At 53.9% G+C, this 15,547-nt stretch carries 11 protein-coding genes; 7 read left to right on the top strand and 4 right to left on the bottom strand.

The window, feature by feature from the left end; all coding sequences use genetic code 11:
* Positions 1-17 precede the first annotated feature (17 nt).
* Together HCU74_RS03145 and HCU74_RS03150 are read left to right on the top strand one after the other, a co-directional pair.
* Entirely contained in the window at positions 18-1,505 is a 1,488-nt protein-coding gene (locus tag HCU74_RS03145) for a DUF3336 domain-containing protein (protein WP_168448933.1), read from the top strand.
* A gap of 147 nt (positions 1,506-1,652) precedes the next feature.
* Positions 1,653-2,951 (top strand): OmpP1/FadL family transporter, encoded by a 1,299-nt coding sequence (locus HCU74_RS03150; RefSeq protein WP_168448934.1) that lies wholly within the window; start codon positions 1,653-1,655, stop codon positions 2,949-2,951.
* Positions 2,952-2,955: 4 nt separating this feature from the next.
* Here the strand turns inward: HCU74_RS03150 and HCU74_RS03155 are convergent, their stop codons facing one another.
* Positions 2,956-3,879: a LysR family transcriptional regulator gene (locus HCU74_RS03155; RefSeq protein WP_168448935.1), complete on the bottom strand. Its 924-nt coding sequence runs from the start codon at positions 3,877-3,879 to the stop codon at positions 2,956-2,958.
* A gap of 137 nt (positions 3,880-4,016) precedes the next feature.
* Here HCU74_RS03155 and HCU74_RS03160 point away from each other — a divergent pair, with 137 nt between their 5' ends.
* The gene (locus tag HCU74_RS03160) at positions 4,017-5,120 is read left to right on the top strand and encodes an NAD(P)H-dependent amine dehydrogenase family protein (RefSeq protein ID WP_168448936.1); all 1,104 of its coding nucleotides are present in this window, start codon (positions 4,017-4,019) and stop codon (positions 5,118-5,120) included.
* Positions 5,121-5,281: 161 nt separating this feature from the next.
* Here the strand turns inward: HCU74_RS03160 and HCU74_RS03165 are convergent, their stop codons facing one another.
* From HCU74_RS03165 to HCU74_RS03175, 3 genes are all read right to left on the bottom strand, one after another.
* Complete coding sequence (locus HCU74_RS03165) at positions 5,282-6,355, bottom strand: lipocalin family protein (RefSeq protein WP_168448937.1); 1,074 nt, start codon at positions 6,353-6,355, stop codon at positions 5,282-5,284.
* Positions 6,356-6,692: 337 nt separating this feature from the next.
* Entirely contained in the window at positions 6,693-7,523 is an 831-nt protein-coding gene (locus HCU74_RS03170) for an SDR family NAD(P)-dependent oxidoreductase (protein ID WP_168448938.1), read from the bottom strand.
* 308 nt (positions 7,524-7,831) lie between these two features.
* On the bottom strand, positions 7,832-9,274 hold the full coding sequence (locus HCU74_RS03175; RefSeq protein ID WP_168448939.1) for a GntR family transcriptional regulator: 1,443 nt from the start codon (positions 9,272-9,274) through the stop codon (positions 7,832-7,834).
* Positions 9,275-9,634: 360 nt separating this feature from the next.
* Between HCU74_RS03175 and HCU74_RS20400 the strand changes: the two genes are divergently transcribed.
* The 4 genes from HCU74_RS20400 to HCU74_RS03195 all read left to right on the top strand — a co-directional run bounded on the left by HCU74_RS20400 (position 9,635) and on the right by HCU74_RS03195 (position 15,533).
* Positions 9,635-9,844: a ferredoxin gene (locus HCU74_RS20400; protein WP_168448940.1), complete on the top strand. Its 210-nt coding sequence runs from the start codon at positions 9,635-9,637 to the stop codon at positions 9,842-9,844.
* Between the two features lie 93 nt (positions 9,845-9,937).
* Positions 9,938-11,164 (top strand): cytochrome P450, encoded by a 1,227-nt coding sequence (locus HCU74_RS03185; protein ID WP_168448941.1) that lies wholly within the window; start codon positions 9,938-9,940, stop codon positions 11,162-11,164.
* Between the two features lie 128 nt (positions 11,165-11,292).
* Positions 11,293-13,626 carry a TonB-dependent receptor gene (locus HCU74_RS03190; RefSeq protein ID WP_168448942.1) on the top strand — a complete coding sequence of 778 codons (2,334 nt, stop codon included), beginning with the start codon at positions 11,293-11,295 and terminating at the stop codon, positions 13,624-13,626.
* A 272-nt stretch (positions 13,627-13,898) separates the two neighbouring features.
* Positions 13,899-15,533 (top strand): ATP-dependent acyl-CoA ligase, encoded by a 1,635-nt coding sequence (locus HCU74_RS03195; RefSeq protein WP_168448943.1) that lies wholly within the window; start codon positions 13,899-13,901, stop codon positions 15,531-15,533.
* The last annotated feature ends 14 nt before the right edge of the window (positions 15,534-15,547 follow it).

A 15,547-nucleotide genomic window follows, 5' to 3' on the forward strand; every position in this document is an offset into this window, starting at 1 on the left:
TTCACATAGGAGCCACAATGTTTAATGGACGTGTAGTCAAAAAGCTGTCTCGAATCGAGCAGGCCATGCTGAAAGCGCGCAACTACCAGGAATGGCGGGGGTTGGCGCTGGAACACGATGCCTTGTCTCGGGCGGAGCACTGGAAGGCGAGGGTAGACAATGAAATGTTTGACTCCAGTCAAATCGCCGCCCGCTACCGCCGCTTGAAAGACTGCATGGACAAGGAAGATTACGAAGAGCTACTGTTTACCCTTAACGAGGGGATACACGGCAATATGGCGGGGATGGGCAGCGCCCGTTTGTATACTCGAGCGCGCTTCGGCACCAAGACGCTGATAGTCGATTTTGTCGAGCTGATTGCCCGAGCACTGCACCGGCTGGTTGACGCCCCGGAGTCAATTATCAGCCGCGAACGCAAGCTGAATTTCTTTCGCCGGGCAAGCCACTGTTACGGGCGCTCGGCGCTGAGTTTAAGCGGCGGGGCGGGGTTGATCTATTTTCACCACGGTGTGGTTGACAGCTTGCTGGAGGCCGACCTGATGCCGCGGGTGATTTCCGGTGCCAGTGCGGGCTCGTGGGTAAGTGCCCAGATCGGCACGCTCACCGATGAGGAGTTAAAAGGGTATTTTCGCGACAAGCGCTATGATGGCCGCTTTTTCCGTGCGGGAGAGCTGCTCAAGGCCCGCTCCAGCGGGGTTGTGGCATCGGCTCGGGACGATATGATCGACTCCTTTGTCGGCGATATGACCTTTGAAGAAGCCTATGAACACACCGGACGACATATCAATATTTCCGTGGCCCCCCACGAGAAACACCAAAAATCCCGACTGATGAATGCGATGACCTCGCCGAACGTGACCATTCGTTCGGCGGTCAAGGCCTCTTCGTCGCCGAGCGGCCTGGCGCCGCCGGTGCAGCTGGAAGCCAAGGACTCGCGAGGGCGGCTTAAGGCCTATTTACCCGGTAGGCTCTGGGTGGATGGCTCCACCGCGGAGGACTTGCCGTTCAAGCGCCTCGCGCGCCTGTACGGCGTGAATCATTTTATTGTCAGTATGATAAATCCGGCGGGGCTGCTATACACCCTGGAGTTGAACCCCAGGAACGAGGAGAACGTATTTCGTTCGATGAAGCGCCTTTATTTCACTGCGCTGAAGGAATCGGTGCGCAACCTGCGACGTTGGTCGGGAGATCAATCGCTGTTGGGGCCGGTGGATTTCGCCCTGGGCGGCTTGTATCAGGTGCTGGATCAAAGCTATGTGGGGGATATCAACATTTCCCTGGATCTCAAGCATCTGCGCGTGCGCAAACTGCTTTATCAGTATAAAAACGATGAGGAGATTCAGGAAGTCTACCGTGCCGGGCAAACCGCCAGCTGGCCGAAACTGGAGCAGATTCGCATGGCGAGCCTGATCAGTAAGGAAATTGACGCCTGTCTGGAGAAGCTTGAAGTTGACGCGATCAGCCGAGATGGCGCGGCGCTGGCGTTTAATCACCCGATTTTGTAACACAATCACTCCGTGAACGATGTCGTATCGCGGAGGATTTTGTTCTAACATTATAAGTAACTATATGTCAGTTATTGGTTGGCCGATGGCACTCATCTACCGGGCTTGCATCGCGGCTGACCGAGCTGATGACTCAGGGGGAAGACATTGAATAACTATAAACTAGCGACCACGGCGGCAGTTGCGCTGTTGTCGCCGGCGGTTTATGCCGGCTATGGCACCATCGGAATTGGCTACGGCGGTGAAAGCTATGCCATGGCGGGGGCCGATGTCGCCCGTGCCGACAGCGGCCTTGGTGCCAGCGTTAATCCTGCGGGGCTGAGCCGAATCGAACAGGGCAATCTCGGCATGTATGGCGAGGTATTTCATTTTACCGGTTGGGAGCACCAGGACGATCTGGGGAACGACCAGCGGGTGACGCAGCTCACGGCCACGGCCTTTGGCTTTGGTTACGGCCAGCGCCTCAGCGACAATCTTGTGGCGGGTGTGGTGATGATGGGGCAGGGCGGTATCGGCCTGGAGCACAAGGACTTGCTGACCAGTGCCGGTAACCGCGACGAGCTTTCGACCATGGTGGGCGTGTTTCGGATATCGCCTTCCATTGCCTGGCAGTATTCGCCGGCATTGTCGCTGGGTGCATCAATGGGTCTGAACTATTCCTCTGCCACGCAGAAGATATTCCCCAATACGTCCATCGCGCCGGATCAGCAGCAACCGGGCTTTCCCGGAATGAAACTCGACGGTATGGAAAGCTGGACGCTGTCCTATCGGCTGGGAATGCTTTATGAACTCAATCAAGCGGTGACCCTGGGGCTTGCCTATGGCAGCAAGACGAAGATCCATCTCGACGGCGGCGATGCGGTGGTGAATTACGAAGCCTTCGATGCCTTTGGGAATCAGCGGGTGCGTTACCGAAACGCCGAACTGAAGGGCTTGGCATTACCTCAGGAGCTGGTCGTGGGTGCGAGCTGGCAGGTTTCTGAACGCTGGGAGCTGGCTGCGGAAATTGTCTGGCTGGATTGGTCAAAGGCAATGGCGGAGTCAGAATTGCGGGTGTCCGACCCGCAGACGGACAACCAGAATGTTCAGGACTTTGCGGCCAATATCGTCGCGGTGACGCCAATGAAGCTGAAGGATCATTACCCTGTGGCCATTGCCGCGCGCTATCAGCTTGACGATAAAAGCCACCTGATGGGCGGTATTAGCTACGCGAAAAGCCCGTTGCCCCCGGAAAATGCCGCTCCGCTGTTTGCCATTATGACCGAGGTGCATCTTACTGCGGGCTATAGTCGGCGGCTGGATGACAAATGGACAATGGTGGCGACCACATTTTATATCCCTGAGAACGAAGTCAATTATCAGAACAAGGGTTTGCCGCTGGGAAATCGCGCCAGGGAAAAAGTCGAGGGCTGGGATTTCACCTTTACTCTTGAGCGCGATTGGTAAACCCCTACAGGGCGTGTACGGCGGTGCTGAAGGCCGCCATGATGTCCTTGCTATGCACGCTCAGATTGGTGTCCTTATGGGTAACCAGCCCGAGGGTGCGAATGTCTTCATTGTTGGCGACCCGATGATCGATGCGTACCAAACGGCCGGATGTGCAGTCTTCGCTGACGGCGAAATCCGGACAGGCAAACACCGCGTCTGACTGAGCGGTCACGGTTTTCAGCAGGGGAATATCCGGGCATATCACCTGCTGCCGCCGCTCGGGTTCGTTGGCGTCCATATGATGCCAGCGCAGCTCCTCCCAAATAGCCTCGTGAACATTTGACGGTGTGACAATGGGGTAGGCGTATATCGCCTTTCTGGTTACGTTTAACACCGTGGCCAGAGGGTGTCCGGGGCGTACGAAGAAACTGCCCCGCAACTGGCGCAGCGGGTCGATATGAATATTTTGAATTTCCGCTGGTTTGAATTCGGTCGTATCCGCAATAAAAAAATCGATGGCCTTGTCCAGCAGCATACCCAACAGACTGCCTCTGGATTCCACCTTGACCTGAATCTGCATCAGCCGCGACTGGGTAATCATCCCCGGTAATTGGCTGGCGAGAAGAGGGCCAGCAATCATCGGATCCAGTCCAAAGGAGGCCACGCTTTGGCTCCCGCTGCTGAGAGAGCGCGCTTCGGCGCGCAGCTCCCCCGCCTGTTCCAGCAAGGCCCGAGCACGAGCGATGATAACCTCGCCTTCGCTGGTAAGGCTTACTCCGGTGGATTTTCGATGAAATATCGCAATGTCCAGTTCGTCTTCAAGGGATTTGATACTGCGGGTGAGGGCCGACTGGGTCAGGTGGAGTTTACGGCTTGCCGCCACCAGCGAGCTTTCTTCAGCGACCACCAGAGCGTGAAACAGCTTTTGCAGATTGAGGGTTTTCATCGCACAGACCACAACGGTTGTCGGGTGGATTTTGGCTATTCAATTATTGCATAGCAACATAGCATTATTTGCAATTGGATTATATCTGGCGGCGTCTATAATCAAACGATATTTCAATAAATGATAAGGAGTCAGTTATGCGCGCACCCTATAAAGTGATTGTTTGGGGGCCGGGTATTGTCGGCAATGCCTGCCTTAAAGAGGTGATTAAAAAACCGGAACTCGAATTGGTTGCCGTGTTGGCCTACAGCGATAGCAAGAACGGCGTTGATGTGGGTGAATATCTGGGCATGGATCCTGTCGGGGTTAAGATGACCACCGACCAGGAGGCAGTTATTGCCATGGAAGCCGATGTAGTCCTGTTTTCGGTCAACATGAGCGCTGAGCTGAATCTCGATTCTGAAGCGACAAACATCGCCTGCCGCCTGCTGGAGTCCGGTAAAAGTCTCGTTACCTCTGCGGGCTGGTGGTATCCCTCGTACCACTCGCAGGCTCTGCACGACAAACTTGAAGCCGCGTGCAAGAAGGGAGGCAGCTGCCTTCACGGCACCGGGGTGAACCCTGGTTGGCTGTATGAGCGAATTATTTCGACTTTTACCGGCGCCTCGACCACCATCAAGCACATCCATGTGCAGGAGCTGTCGGATAACAGCCATATTGAAAGTGCCGATATGATGGGCGGCCTGGGCTACGGCTCTGAGATGTCTGAAACGCCGTGGATCGAAAATGTGGGCGACCGGGGTTACGAAGAAACTCTCGCGCTAACCTGCCACGTTATGGGTGTCGAGCTGGACCGCATTGAGTCAGAGAAAAAGTATTTTGTCGCTCGGGAAGACACCAAGCTGATTCCCTTTACTGTGCCCAAGGGCAAACGCAATGGGGTGAATTTCCTCTACCACGCGATCGTTGATGGCAAAAAATTTATCACTCTGGAAGAGATCTGGTACGTCGATGAACGGGACTTACCGGAGGGCCTGCACCGGGGGGATTACTACAATATTAAAATTGAGGCCGAGCCAGTGTCAGTGCGAGGGCAATTCCAGCTGATGGCCTCGGTAGAGGAGAACCTGGAACACCGTGAGGGTGATAATACGCTGCCCGCCTATTACGCTACTGCAATACCGATGATTCAGGCTATTCCCATAGTTTGTGGGGCTGAGCCGGGGATAGTGCTGCCCTTTAACTTTGCCAACTACAGCCCTGACCTGCGTAATTTTAAAAGCCCCTTGATCGTTCGTTAGACGACCCCGGTCGGTTTGGTAAAGCCGCTGCCCAGCATTGGGCAGCGGCTTTTTTGTGCCTAACGTTCGGCCAGGGCGCTGCTGTAAACGCGCCGCTAGTCTACAGACATAAAAAAACTCCGGGCCAATCGCTCCCGGAGTTTTTCACTGTGACGTCGCGCTTACTCGGCGTGTGATCTCAGCGGAATAGCGGTCCAGCCGTGCTCGATATAGGTACGCATATCCTTGAGTTCAAAATGGCGTCCATCGGTCAGCTTCATGCTACCTTCAGCGTGGGAGTGCAGGCCGTAGTGCATGGTTGCGCCTGAGGTGGTCAGGTAGCTGTAGTAGGTGCGGTGTGCGGCCTCGATATCCAGATCGATCACGCCGTTCTTGGACTCCAGGTTGAAATGCCACTTAACCGGCACACGCATGCGGGTTTTGGGGTCGATCCAGAATTCTTTCTCCTCCATGGAAATGTTGCTGTGACCATTTTCAGAGAATTGAATTTCCTCGCCGTCTACGGTGACGTGGCTGAAAGTCTTGCCTACAGAGGGGTAGTAATAAATGAATACCCGAATGTTTTCGCTCGCCCACCAGTTCCAATAGTAGGTTTCGCCGCGCAGAATGTCGGCGAGATCCCATGCCGGCTGAGTGAACTTCTCCTGGCAACCGAAGGTATTTTGATTGCTGACGTGGTAGGTTTTGCCTTTGGCCTTGATGGTGCCCTCTGCACATACGGGGTGCTCAAAACCCGCAATATTGTTCTTTTCCAGATCAGCAAAGGGTCCTTTGTGGTAGGGGGCGTCGCCGATACCAGTCAGTTTCAGGTCGAATTCGATGCCCATGTGCTCGCCCTTGATTTCCCAGTAAGGGGGGCGACAGATGTGCTGACGGTTACCGAGGGTCCAGATCACGGCATCGCCGACTTCCTCAACGCTGCCGGATTCCCAATGGTCGGTGGCCCAGGTGCGGTTGCCGATAAATTCGTTGTCCTGCATGCCGCCGGTGTGCCCCTTGGGGACAACCATAAAGGTGGTTTGACCCTTGTACACATCGTCAACCTGCCATGGGCCGTCTTTACCACCGCCGACACGGAAGATGCAGGAGACAAAGGAGAATTCTTCACCTTCGTCAGTTTCACCCATAATCATAAAGCCGTTGTTTTCCATGTAGGGCATACCCGCTGGCAGCTTGTCTACATAGCTTTTCTGGTCATCCAGGGTGACGTTAGTCTGTGCTTTTATTTCCGTCATTGAGGTAGTTCTCCGTTAGTCCAATCTTGAATTGCGGTTTTCGGCGACGCTCTGCTTACTAGCTGACAATCTATCAGTTATTTGTTCGACCTTCAACCTGGAGATTCGCGAGGTGGTCTCGCTCCCCAGGTCTGGGCTGTTTGTTTGTCATTTGTCTGTAGGAGCGAGCCCAGCTCGCGAATGGGTTAGTGCGGAGGTTCGCGAGGAAGCCTCGCTCCCACAGAGTTCGTGTTGTGTTTCTGTAATTTGTCTGTAGGAGCGAGCCCTGCTCGCGAATGGGTTGGTGCGGATGTTCGCGAGGAGGCCTCGCTCCCACAGGGGCTGGGCGCGACAAAGATTACATTTTGTTGCTGCCCATTTGCGCAAACAGCTCACGCATTGGCGCCATGCTGGGCGTATGGCTACAGAAGCCGCCGTCTGCACTAAGTACTGACCCGGTGACGAAGGAAGATTCGTCGCTGGCGAGGAATGCCGCAGCGTCGGCGATCTGTCGCGGTGTACCCAATTCCGGCGTCAGGTGGTTGTCGCGAATGATGTCGAGCAATTGCTGAGGCATGGTCGCATGGGCGTTTTCTGCCGGTGCAAGTCCAATCAGCAGGGCGTTCGAGCGCACCCCCTGTTTACCGTATTGGGCGGCCATTGAGCGCGCGAGCATAATCAGTGCGGCTTTGGATGAGGCATAGGCCGACAGGGTGAGATCCCCCATAGTGCCGAGGCCGGAGGTAACATTGATAACCGAACCTTTGCCTTGCTTGATCATATGAGGAATGCTGTGTTTGCTGCACAGCATTGCGCCTCTGAGATTCACCGCCATGGCGCGATCCCAGGCATCGACGTCCATGTTGACCACATCCAGGTCGCCGGCGCGCTGAGCCTCGCTGAGTATGGCAGCGTTGTTGTACAAAATATCTATGCGGCCAAATGCCGCGACGGTCTGCTCAACCATGGCGCTCACCGATGCTTCCTGCGAAACGTCGGTCGCGACTGCGATGGCAGTACCGCCTTGCTCAGTGATTTCGTCTGCGACCCGCTGACCCGCTTCGGCATTTATATCTGCTACGACAATCTTTGCGCCGTGTGATGAAAAGACCCGCGCACATTCCGCGCCGAGGCCGCCGCCCGCCCCGGTGATAATAGCTACGCGGCCTTCCAGTTTTCCATTGCTCATGATGTGCATCCGTTATTGTTAGTGTGTTAATGGTGTAAATATACACATTCCGTATAAATGTTCAAATATTGTCGGCGGTGGTAACGACTGTGGGGAAGTTTGAGGTGTCTCCAAAGTGACGGTGCGAAAGAGATTTATGGGTATCGATATCAAGTCAAAATTCGTTTTACTTTAGGTAAAGCGCTTTCTGTGGGAATTCCTGTTCGGTCATTTGTGACAATCGGGTCCCTCTTGATATCGTCGGACTTAAATGATGCCCACTGCCGCGGCGTTGATTTGGATTTTCGGTGCCTGATTGGTTGCCTATCCTAGGTTGCACCGGGACCTTTCGAATCCAGATTGTTGTTTGCTAATTGGCGCAATAGTCGTCGAGCACCAGCGAGGTTGCAAGTGTCAATAGCGTTTATGAACTGCCAGTACCCAGCTGAGTTGCGACAAGGCCCTTTGTTCTTCTTGGTTGGGAAATACTCGCTTTCGGTATCGGTTAGGAGAGGTAGGATGACAGCCTGCATAATCGACAATACCGGGTTTTGGCAAACAAGTTCTGTAAAGCGCCAATAATCTATTGGAGCACCGGTTGCATCGCAGTATTTCAGATATTCTCGCGCGGCGATGGCGTTGCGCGCCAGCCGTTGTGGGCTGGTTTGGGGGAAGCCGTCAAATGCCTGCAGTACGAGGTTTTGTAAAAATCGAGTCATACGTGTTGTCGTTGCGCCGGCATATTTTAAATACGACTGCGCTTCGAGTATTGTGGCTTCGCGGTTGGGCTCTGTGATTACAATGCCCCCGGACCGGCCTTTTGTCGCTGTGACAACTCCGTGATCCTGAAGCATTAATACCGCCTGACGGAGGATGTTCGGACTTGTTTGATAGCGCTCCATCAGCTCGACACCGGAGCCTATTCGCGCACCATATTCCCAATTATGGTGGCGGACCTCGCGAAGGATCTCCCTGGTAAGTCGGTCGGCACGGCTGGTCGACTCTTTGAACTCAGGCCTGCTCAAGTCGCCCATTTTCGGATTGAGAATTGGTGTTCTATTAATTTCCTCCCATGTATCCCAGCTTTCTTTGAAAAAGTTGATCTGGCGCGGGAGATATTCAAAAAGACGGCCAATATCCGCTCCGACAATCGCCTCCACTACCGCCAGGCTCAGTTGCCAGGATGGGTGGGCTTTCGATTCACCTAAAACAGCTACGCTGTAGGGAATCATGTCCACCGCGCATTCAAATGAGGTGAGCTGTGCCAGATTCAGGGTTGGCTCAGCGGAAACCAGTCGAATAGCGTTGAAAAGCTGGCGATGAGCACCCAGGCGCATGAACTCGTCATCATTCAGGCGATCGAGACGGTGAGCCAATTGTAAAAGCTCATTGCAGGCCTCCAATGATAGCGAAGGGACTTCCTCGAGATAGAGCTGATGGTCGATTGACACGGGCAATACGCCGATCTCCATCATATCCCTCATATCGTGCTCGATCAGTATCGATAGCCCGCGGCTGGCAAAACCGGGCGACCTTTCCTTTACCACTAATCCCCCGTTAACACCTCGGCGTACTTTAGCGACGCCGCGACTTTCCAGTATTCTCAGGGCCTGCATTAGCACCGGGTGGCCGGTGCGATAGCGTTTGGATAATGCCTCCAGGGAGTCCATCACCGCGCCTGGCGAAAGCTCTGCCTCGGCAATATCCCGCGCAATTTGGTCGGCGAGTTGATGTCCGGCTGTGGGTGGTTGCTGAAGGTTTTCGGGGTTCAATGGCGCGTCCTGGTTGGCTAGTGATAGAAGTGGCCTAAGTCTAATGAGGTCATCGAGAATCAGCGGCCTGTTATTAAAGGCTGTGTTTATATATCTGTGAAATTGTATGCCGAAGCAATTGTACACCTTGTTGTGTATTCGCTTTTCTGCGCTGCCGATGTGCAAGCGTCCCATAGTGTATGCGGGGATTGACCCCCCGCCCCCTGAAAAATGCCGCTAAATGCGCTCAATCATAATAGTGGTAGTCTATTTGGTGTTAATATAGACATATAATTAAAAAGTGTATTGTTAATCCGGTAAAGTGGTAGTATATTTTTCAGCGGTCAATACAGTTTTGTATTCAGACGACCTGGAGTTCATATGAAAATAATAGTTAACCGCTCCTCCTGTGTTGGACACGCTCGATGCGCAGCAGTAGCGCCTGAGATTTTTCCTCTCGATGATGATGGTTACATCGCTACGGATTCTTTCACCGTGCTCGAAGGTCAAGAGCAGCTTGCTCAACGGGGCGCTCGCGCATGCCCCGAGCGGGCACTTTCTGTAGCTGATCCGAAAAAAACAGACGGTTGAATTTCGTTAATAAGGCCGCTTGTTGGCGCATATAGCAGCTCGCGATCTGTCACGCCTGAATCTTCACTATTTATCACGAGGAGAATGTAAATAATGACAACAAATACGACGACCCCTCAAGCGATACCAAGTCACGTTCCTGAGCATCTGGTATTTGACGGCGATCCGTGGGAAGTACTGGCTCAAACCGGCAAACGGGCGCATGAGCGCGTGGCGGCCTTCCACCGGGAATTCCCCAGAGTGTTCTGGGCTGCACGTCTCAGCTATCTTGGTGGATGTTGGGTGCCTCAAAGTGCGGAAGACCTGCGCCGTATTTTGCAGGACCCGGAAACCTTTTCCAATGAGGGGCTGACGGGTTTTTCTGCACTACTGGGAGAGACATGGCCCTTGTTACCACTCGAGGTAGACCCGCCGCGGCACATGCAATATCGGGCCCTGTTGAACCCTCTGTTCACGCCAAAAAAGGTCAATGCGCTGGAAGCTGATATTCGGGCTATGGCGCAATCTCTGGTCGATGATGTCGCGCCTCAGGGGCATTGCGACTTCAATGCCGCCTTTGCCGAGCAGTTCCCGATTTTGATCTTTCTGAAATTAATGGGCTGGCCATTGGACGAGGCCCCCAGGTTTGTCAGCTGGACTCAAACCCTGGTTAAAGGTGACGACATTGCCAAGACCGCTGGCGCGGCTATGGAAATTGCAACGTACTTGAGGGCGCGCCTCGCTGGGGCCAGGGAAAACCCCGGTGACGATTTCTGTAGCTATGTTGTAAACGCCAAAGTTGAAGGGCGGAGCCTGACGGAGGAGGAAGCACTGGGTATGTGTTTTCTGGTGTTTATCGCTGGCCTCGACACAGTGACCTCAGCCCTTGGCTTTCAATTAATGCACCTTGCCCAGCATCCTGAACAGCAGGAATTTCTTCGCGCCAACCCCGACCGGATACCGGATGCAGTGGAAGAATTATTGCGCGCTTACTCTATCGTTACAATGCGGCGACAGGTGACCCGGGACGTTCAGATAGGTGATGTTCTGATGAAAAAGGGCGATTTTGTAATGATGGCTACGCCGTCGGCCAATCTGGACTCCGAGGCATTTTCAAACCCTGAAACGATCGACTTCGATCGGGAAGATAAGCGACACATGGCCTTTTCCCTGGGGCCTCACCGCTGTGCCGGATCGCATTTGGCACGACGGGAACTCGCTATAGCAATTGAAACCTGGCTCGCTCGTGTGCCACCTTTTTCTTTAAAAGATGAAGATAAAATTATTATGCGAGCTGCGGGGGTATTCGGACTGGATGGCCTGCACTTGCGTTGGAAATAGTTTGCGGGGATAGTGGAGGGGACACTACCTCCGGTGACGTTCGACGATAAGCAAGCCTTTTGGCTTCGTCGAATGGGCGGCAATAATAAAATTAATAATAGTTTTGGATAGTTGGAGTCTGCAGGATTATGGTCGATTCTAATGCGAATGGGCATGTGAATAGCGCGGTGAGGTTGCGACCACTGCTTGCGTTGTCAATGCTACTTCCTTTCTCAATTTCCGGTGCCCATGCAAATTCCACCGAGGAGAATTCGCCAAAGGTGCGTCAGAGTAGAATGCTGGAGGAGGTGGTCGTTACGGCGCAGAAGCGCGCGGAAAATAATCAGGATGTGCCGATTTCAGTGACGGCATTCAGTGATGAAACGCTCGACGCTCTGGGGATTAGCGATCCCCAGGACCTTCAGCGAGTTACGCCGGGTTTGACATACAACACAGCGGTTGGCTTTTCCATTATTTATATGCGAGGCATCGGTTCAGATGCCTTCCTGATGGCGGATCCCAGTGTCGCCTTATACATTGACGGCGTGTACTTCCCCTTCGCCCAGGGATTGGCTCAAAATTTTGGCGCAGTAGAACGTATAGAGGTGTTGAAGGGGCCTCAGGGTACGCTGTTTGGTCGAAACGCCGTGGGCGGAGCGATTAATATTCATTCCAAAAATCCGTCACATGAGCCCGAGGCATCAGTGCAGCTGAGTTACGGCAACTACGGCACGAAAAGTATCCGCGTGCATGGCAGCTACCCACTTAGTGATGCAATAGCGGTCAGCCTGTCGGCGTTTAAATCGGGTAGCGAGCCCTATTACGATGGTTACGTAGATGGTGGTAAAGCCATATCTGACGACGAATCCGATGGGGTCAGGGCTAAATTCAGGTGGCAGCTTACCGACGATCTAGCTTTTAACCTGGCCGGGTTTACCTACAACAGTTCGGGCCCCGGGTCATTATTGACGCCGAATACAGAACCGGGGCAGGCATTCAGTACATTTCTTGAAGGAGAGGATGGCTATACCGCTGAATTTGATGCGCCGGTAGACCAGACGCTGGACAACGAAGTGTATTACGCCAGTGTCGAATGGGACCTATCGCCGTTTAGTGTAAAGTTGTTGGCAAGCACGCAATTTATCGAAACCAGTTACTCCTATGACTACGACGGTACGTCATCCAGTCTTGTGACTTTTGAGGCGCGAGATCAACACGCAGATGTGGACACCGCCGAATTGCAGATTCTATCGAATGAATCCAGCTGGGGGAGTGATTGGCTGTCCTGGATACTTGGCGCGTATTATTTTGAAAGTACCCAGGGCTTTGACCCTACCTCACTGCAGATGGCCGATTTGGATCTTTCCGGGGGTACCGTAGCCGGTATTCCACTGCCGCCCTTGTTTGTCGATGCGATAAATTCAGCGGGTGTGCTTCCCACTGGCTACATGGCACTAAGAGCCCTTGTCGGTACAGAATCCATTGCCGCTTTTTTTCAGGGAACCGTTGATGTGACCGATTGGTTTACCTTCACGGTAGGTGGTCGTTACCAAGAAGAGTTCCGTGAGGTGATCAAATCCAGTTCCGAGTTTGAGAACCCCAATGGCGAGGCGGCATATATTGTGAATTACTCTGATGGCCGCAATGAAACAACCTATAGTTTCAAGCCTAAAGTCTCCTTCGATTTCAGGCCCTTTGCGGATAGGGAATTTTTGCTTTATCTGAGCTACCAGGAGGCCCTGAAGAGCGCAACCTATAATGTGGTAACCCTTTATGATGAGCCTGATTACGTGTTGCCTGAGGAGCTTAAGGCCTACGAAATCGGTGTTAAAAGCGAGTGGCTCGATGGACAGCTGCGGTTGAATGTTGCGGCCTTTCAATATGAGCAGGAGAATCAACAGGTTCAGTTTGTGTCAGCGCTTCAGGGCGGGGCCGTCAGCTTTGAAAATGCCGGCGGAAGCGAAGTCGACGGCTTTGACTTTGATGCTACCCTGCAGGTCTTTCCCTCCCTGGTTAATGACTTGATCATGACAGTCAGTGGCGCCTACCTGAACGGACAGTTTACCGATTATACCGGTGCCCGTGGCTATAACGAAGATACCGGGCTGGTGTTTGAAGGCGGTGAGGAAGGGGACTACTCGGGAAACGTGATACCGCGAACCCCTGAATGGTCTGCCACATTAGGTTTGAATAAGTCGTTTTTCTTTGAGCGGAGCGTGATCGAGATTGGCGCAGACGTTTATTACAACTCCGGCTTTTACTACCTTCCCCAGAATACCGACGCCAGCTATCAGGACGAATACCACGTCGTTAGCGCACGAATAAGCTACCTGTATGAACCGTGGAATCTACGCCTCACCGGCTTTGGTAATAACCTGGAAGACAAGAAATATACTGATGGTCTGTTTCAGACGGACTTTGGGGTGCTGAGTCATCTGGCCAAGCCAGTGACCTACGGCCTTAAGGTAAATTGGGAGCTGTAGCGACCGGTTAGCCCCTCCTTTCCTACGTATTTTAAGAAAACCTGCCGCGAACCGCTCCGGGGAAACCGCGTAGGCGTTCGCTCCGCCATGCAGCCGCATGGGGCTTGAGTCGCGCGGCCCCGGCGGTGACAGGGGAGCCCGCCGTTACGCTCAGGGATTTATTTAATATTGACACATATTCAAAAAGTGTCTAGATTAAGCCCTATGTAGGTGAGCGATGGTTCTGTCGCTGCGAACAGTTTTCATAATGATAAAGACAAGAGACGTCGATAATGTTGGGAATGGGCAATCAGGAAACCTGGAGTGTTGGCACCCGCGACACAGTAATAGATGCACTGGATCGGGCCGTTGCGGCCCACCCGGATCGGGTGTTATTGGATTTTTCCGGCGATCTGTACACCTACGGGGAGGTCGATAGGCTATCAAATGCCATGGCGCACTCTCTGGCCGACCTGGGTGTAAAACGCGGCGATACGGTCGTCAGTATGCTGGATAACAATATCGATGCGATTATCAGCTGGCTCGCGGTTAACAAGCTGCGCGCAGTCAGCGTGCCGATCAACACAGCCCTTCGTGGTATGTTTTTGCAGCACCAGATTGCCGACTCAGGTGCGGGTATTGTGATATGCGAGGCGGAATACGCCGAACGCATCGCTCAGGTGTCAGGGGAGCTGGATAGCGTTCGACTGGTGTTGCACCGGGACAAGGTGGATGCCGCTGCGCTGGAGGGAAGCACTGAGTTTGCCCCGCTGGACGATTATCGCGGTAGTGATGTCAGCGCCTTTAGTGACAAACCGGACCCCGCTGAACTCGCTTGTATTATCTACACATCGGGCACCACTGGGCCATCCAAGGGCTGTATGCTGAGCTACAACTTCATGTGTAGCTTGGCCCGCCAACAGCTGCGTGCCGGGCCGGCGACGGCGGACGATATTACGATTACGCCGCTGCCACTCTTCCATATGAATGCGATTTGCGTGGGGGTGATCTCCAATATTCTGGTCGGCGCGCGGGTGGCCATTGTGCCGCGCTTTTCGGTGTCGGGTTTCTGGCCGGAAGTCGAACGCTCGGGGGCGACCATCGCCTCGATTCTGGGCAGTATGGGCTGGCTTCTCGCTCAGGCTGAAGATAATCCGTCGATGAAAAAATGCCATGGGCAAATTCACACCGTGCGCGGTAACCCCTTCACCGAGGCTGCCAAGACGATCTGGCGGGATCGCTTCGGCGCGCGTCAGGTGGGCGGGAATGGCTATGGGCTCACCGAAGCCTGTGTAGTGACTTCGCTACCTGGCGGGGAGTACGCCGCTCCCGGCTCATCGGGCAAGCGTATTCCGGAATACGATGTGCGCATTGTCGATGACCTCGATCGGGAGCTGCCTGCAAACACCCCCGGCGAAGTCGTAGTGCGTCCCCTGCATCCCGACGTGATGTTTATGGGCTACTGGCGCCGCCCGGAGGAAACCCTGAAGCTGATGCGCAATATGTGGTTCCACACCGGCGACATCGGCAAGTTCGACGATGAAGGCTTCTTCTATTTTGTCGACCGTAAAAAAGATTATCTTCGACGTCGCGGCGAGAATATTTCCAGTTTTGAAATGGAAGCGGCCTTCCTCAAACACGAGGCTCTTGCCGAGGTCGCAGTACACGCCGTCCCCTCTGACAAGGGCGAGGACGATGTGAAGGTCACCGCCGTGCTGCACGGCGGGGCGACGCTTACTGCTGAGGACTTGTTCCACTGGTCTACTGACGTGGTGCCGTACTATGCCTTGCCGCGTTATATCGAGTTCCGCGATTCCCTACCGAAAAACCCCCAGGGCCGGGTGCTCAAGTACCTGCTCAGGGACGAGGGAAAAACCGCAACGACCTGGGACCTGGAAGACACCGATATTCAGGTGAAAAAGCGCTGATCCCGTTCGTCGCA

The sequence above is a fragment of the Spongiibacter thalassae genome (assembly GCF_012272835.1).
GTDB lineage: Bacteria > Pseudomonadota > Gammaproteobacteria > Pseudomonadales > Spongiibacteraceae > Spongiibacter > Spongiibacter thalassae.

Bases quoted from the DNA above. Each gene is read 5' to 3' on its own strand.
- HCU74_RS03195 (WP_168448943.1), top strand. From the start codon at position 13,899: ATGTTGGGAATGGGCAATCAGGAAACCTGGAGTGTTGGCACCCGCGAC.
- HCU74_RS03170 (WP_168448938.1), bottom strand. From the start codon at position 7,523: ATGAGCAATGGAAAACTGGAAGGCCGCGTAGCTATTATCACCGGGGCG.
- HCU74_RS03155 (WP_168448935.1), bottom strand. From the start codon at position 3,879: ATGAAAACCCTCAATCTGCAAAAGCTGTTTCACGCTCTGGTGGTCGCT.
- HCU74_RS03145 (WP_168448933.1), top strand. From the start codon at position 18: ATGTTTAATGGACGTGTAGTCAAAAAGCTGTCTCGAATCGAGCAGGCC.
- HCU74_RS03185 (WP_168448941.1), top strand. From the start codon at position 9,938: ATGACAACAAATACGACGACCCCTCAAGCGATACCAAGTCACGTTCCT.
- HCU74_RS20400 (WP_168448940.1), top strand. From the start codon at position 9,635: ATGAAAATAATAGTTAACCGCTCCTCCTGTGTTGGACACGCTCGATGC.
- HCU74_RS03165 (WP_168448937.1), bottom strand. From the start codon at position 6,355: ATGACGGAAATAAAAGCACAGACTAACGTCACCCTGGATGACCAGAAA.
- HCU74_RS03190 (WP_168448942.1), top strand. From the start codon at position 11,293: ATGGTCGATTCTAATGCGAATGGGCATGTGAATAGCGCGGTGAGGTTG.
- HCU74_RS03160 (WP_168448936.1), top strand. From the start codon at position 4,017: ATGCGCGCACCCTATAAAGTGATTGTTTGGGGGCCGGGTATTGTCGGC.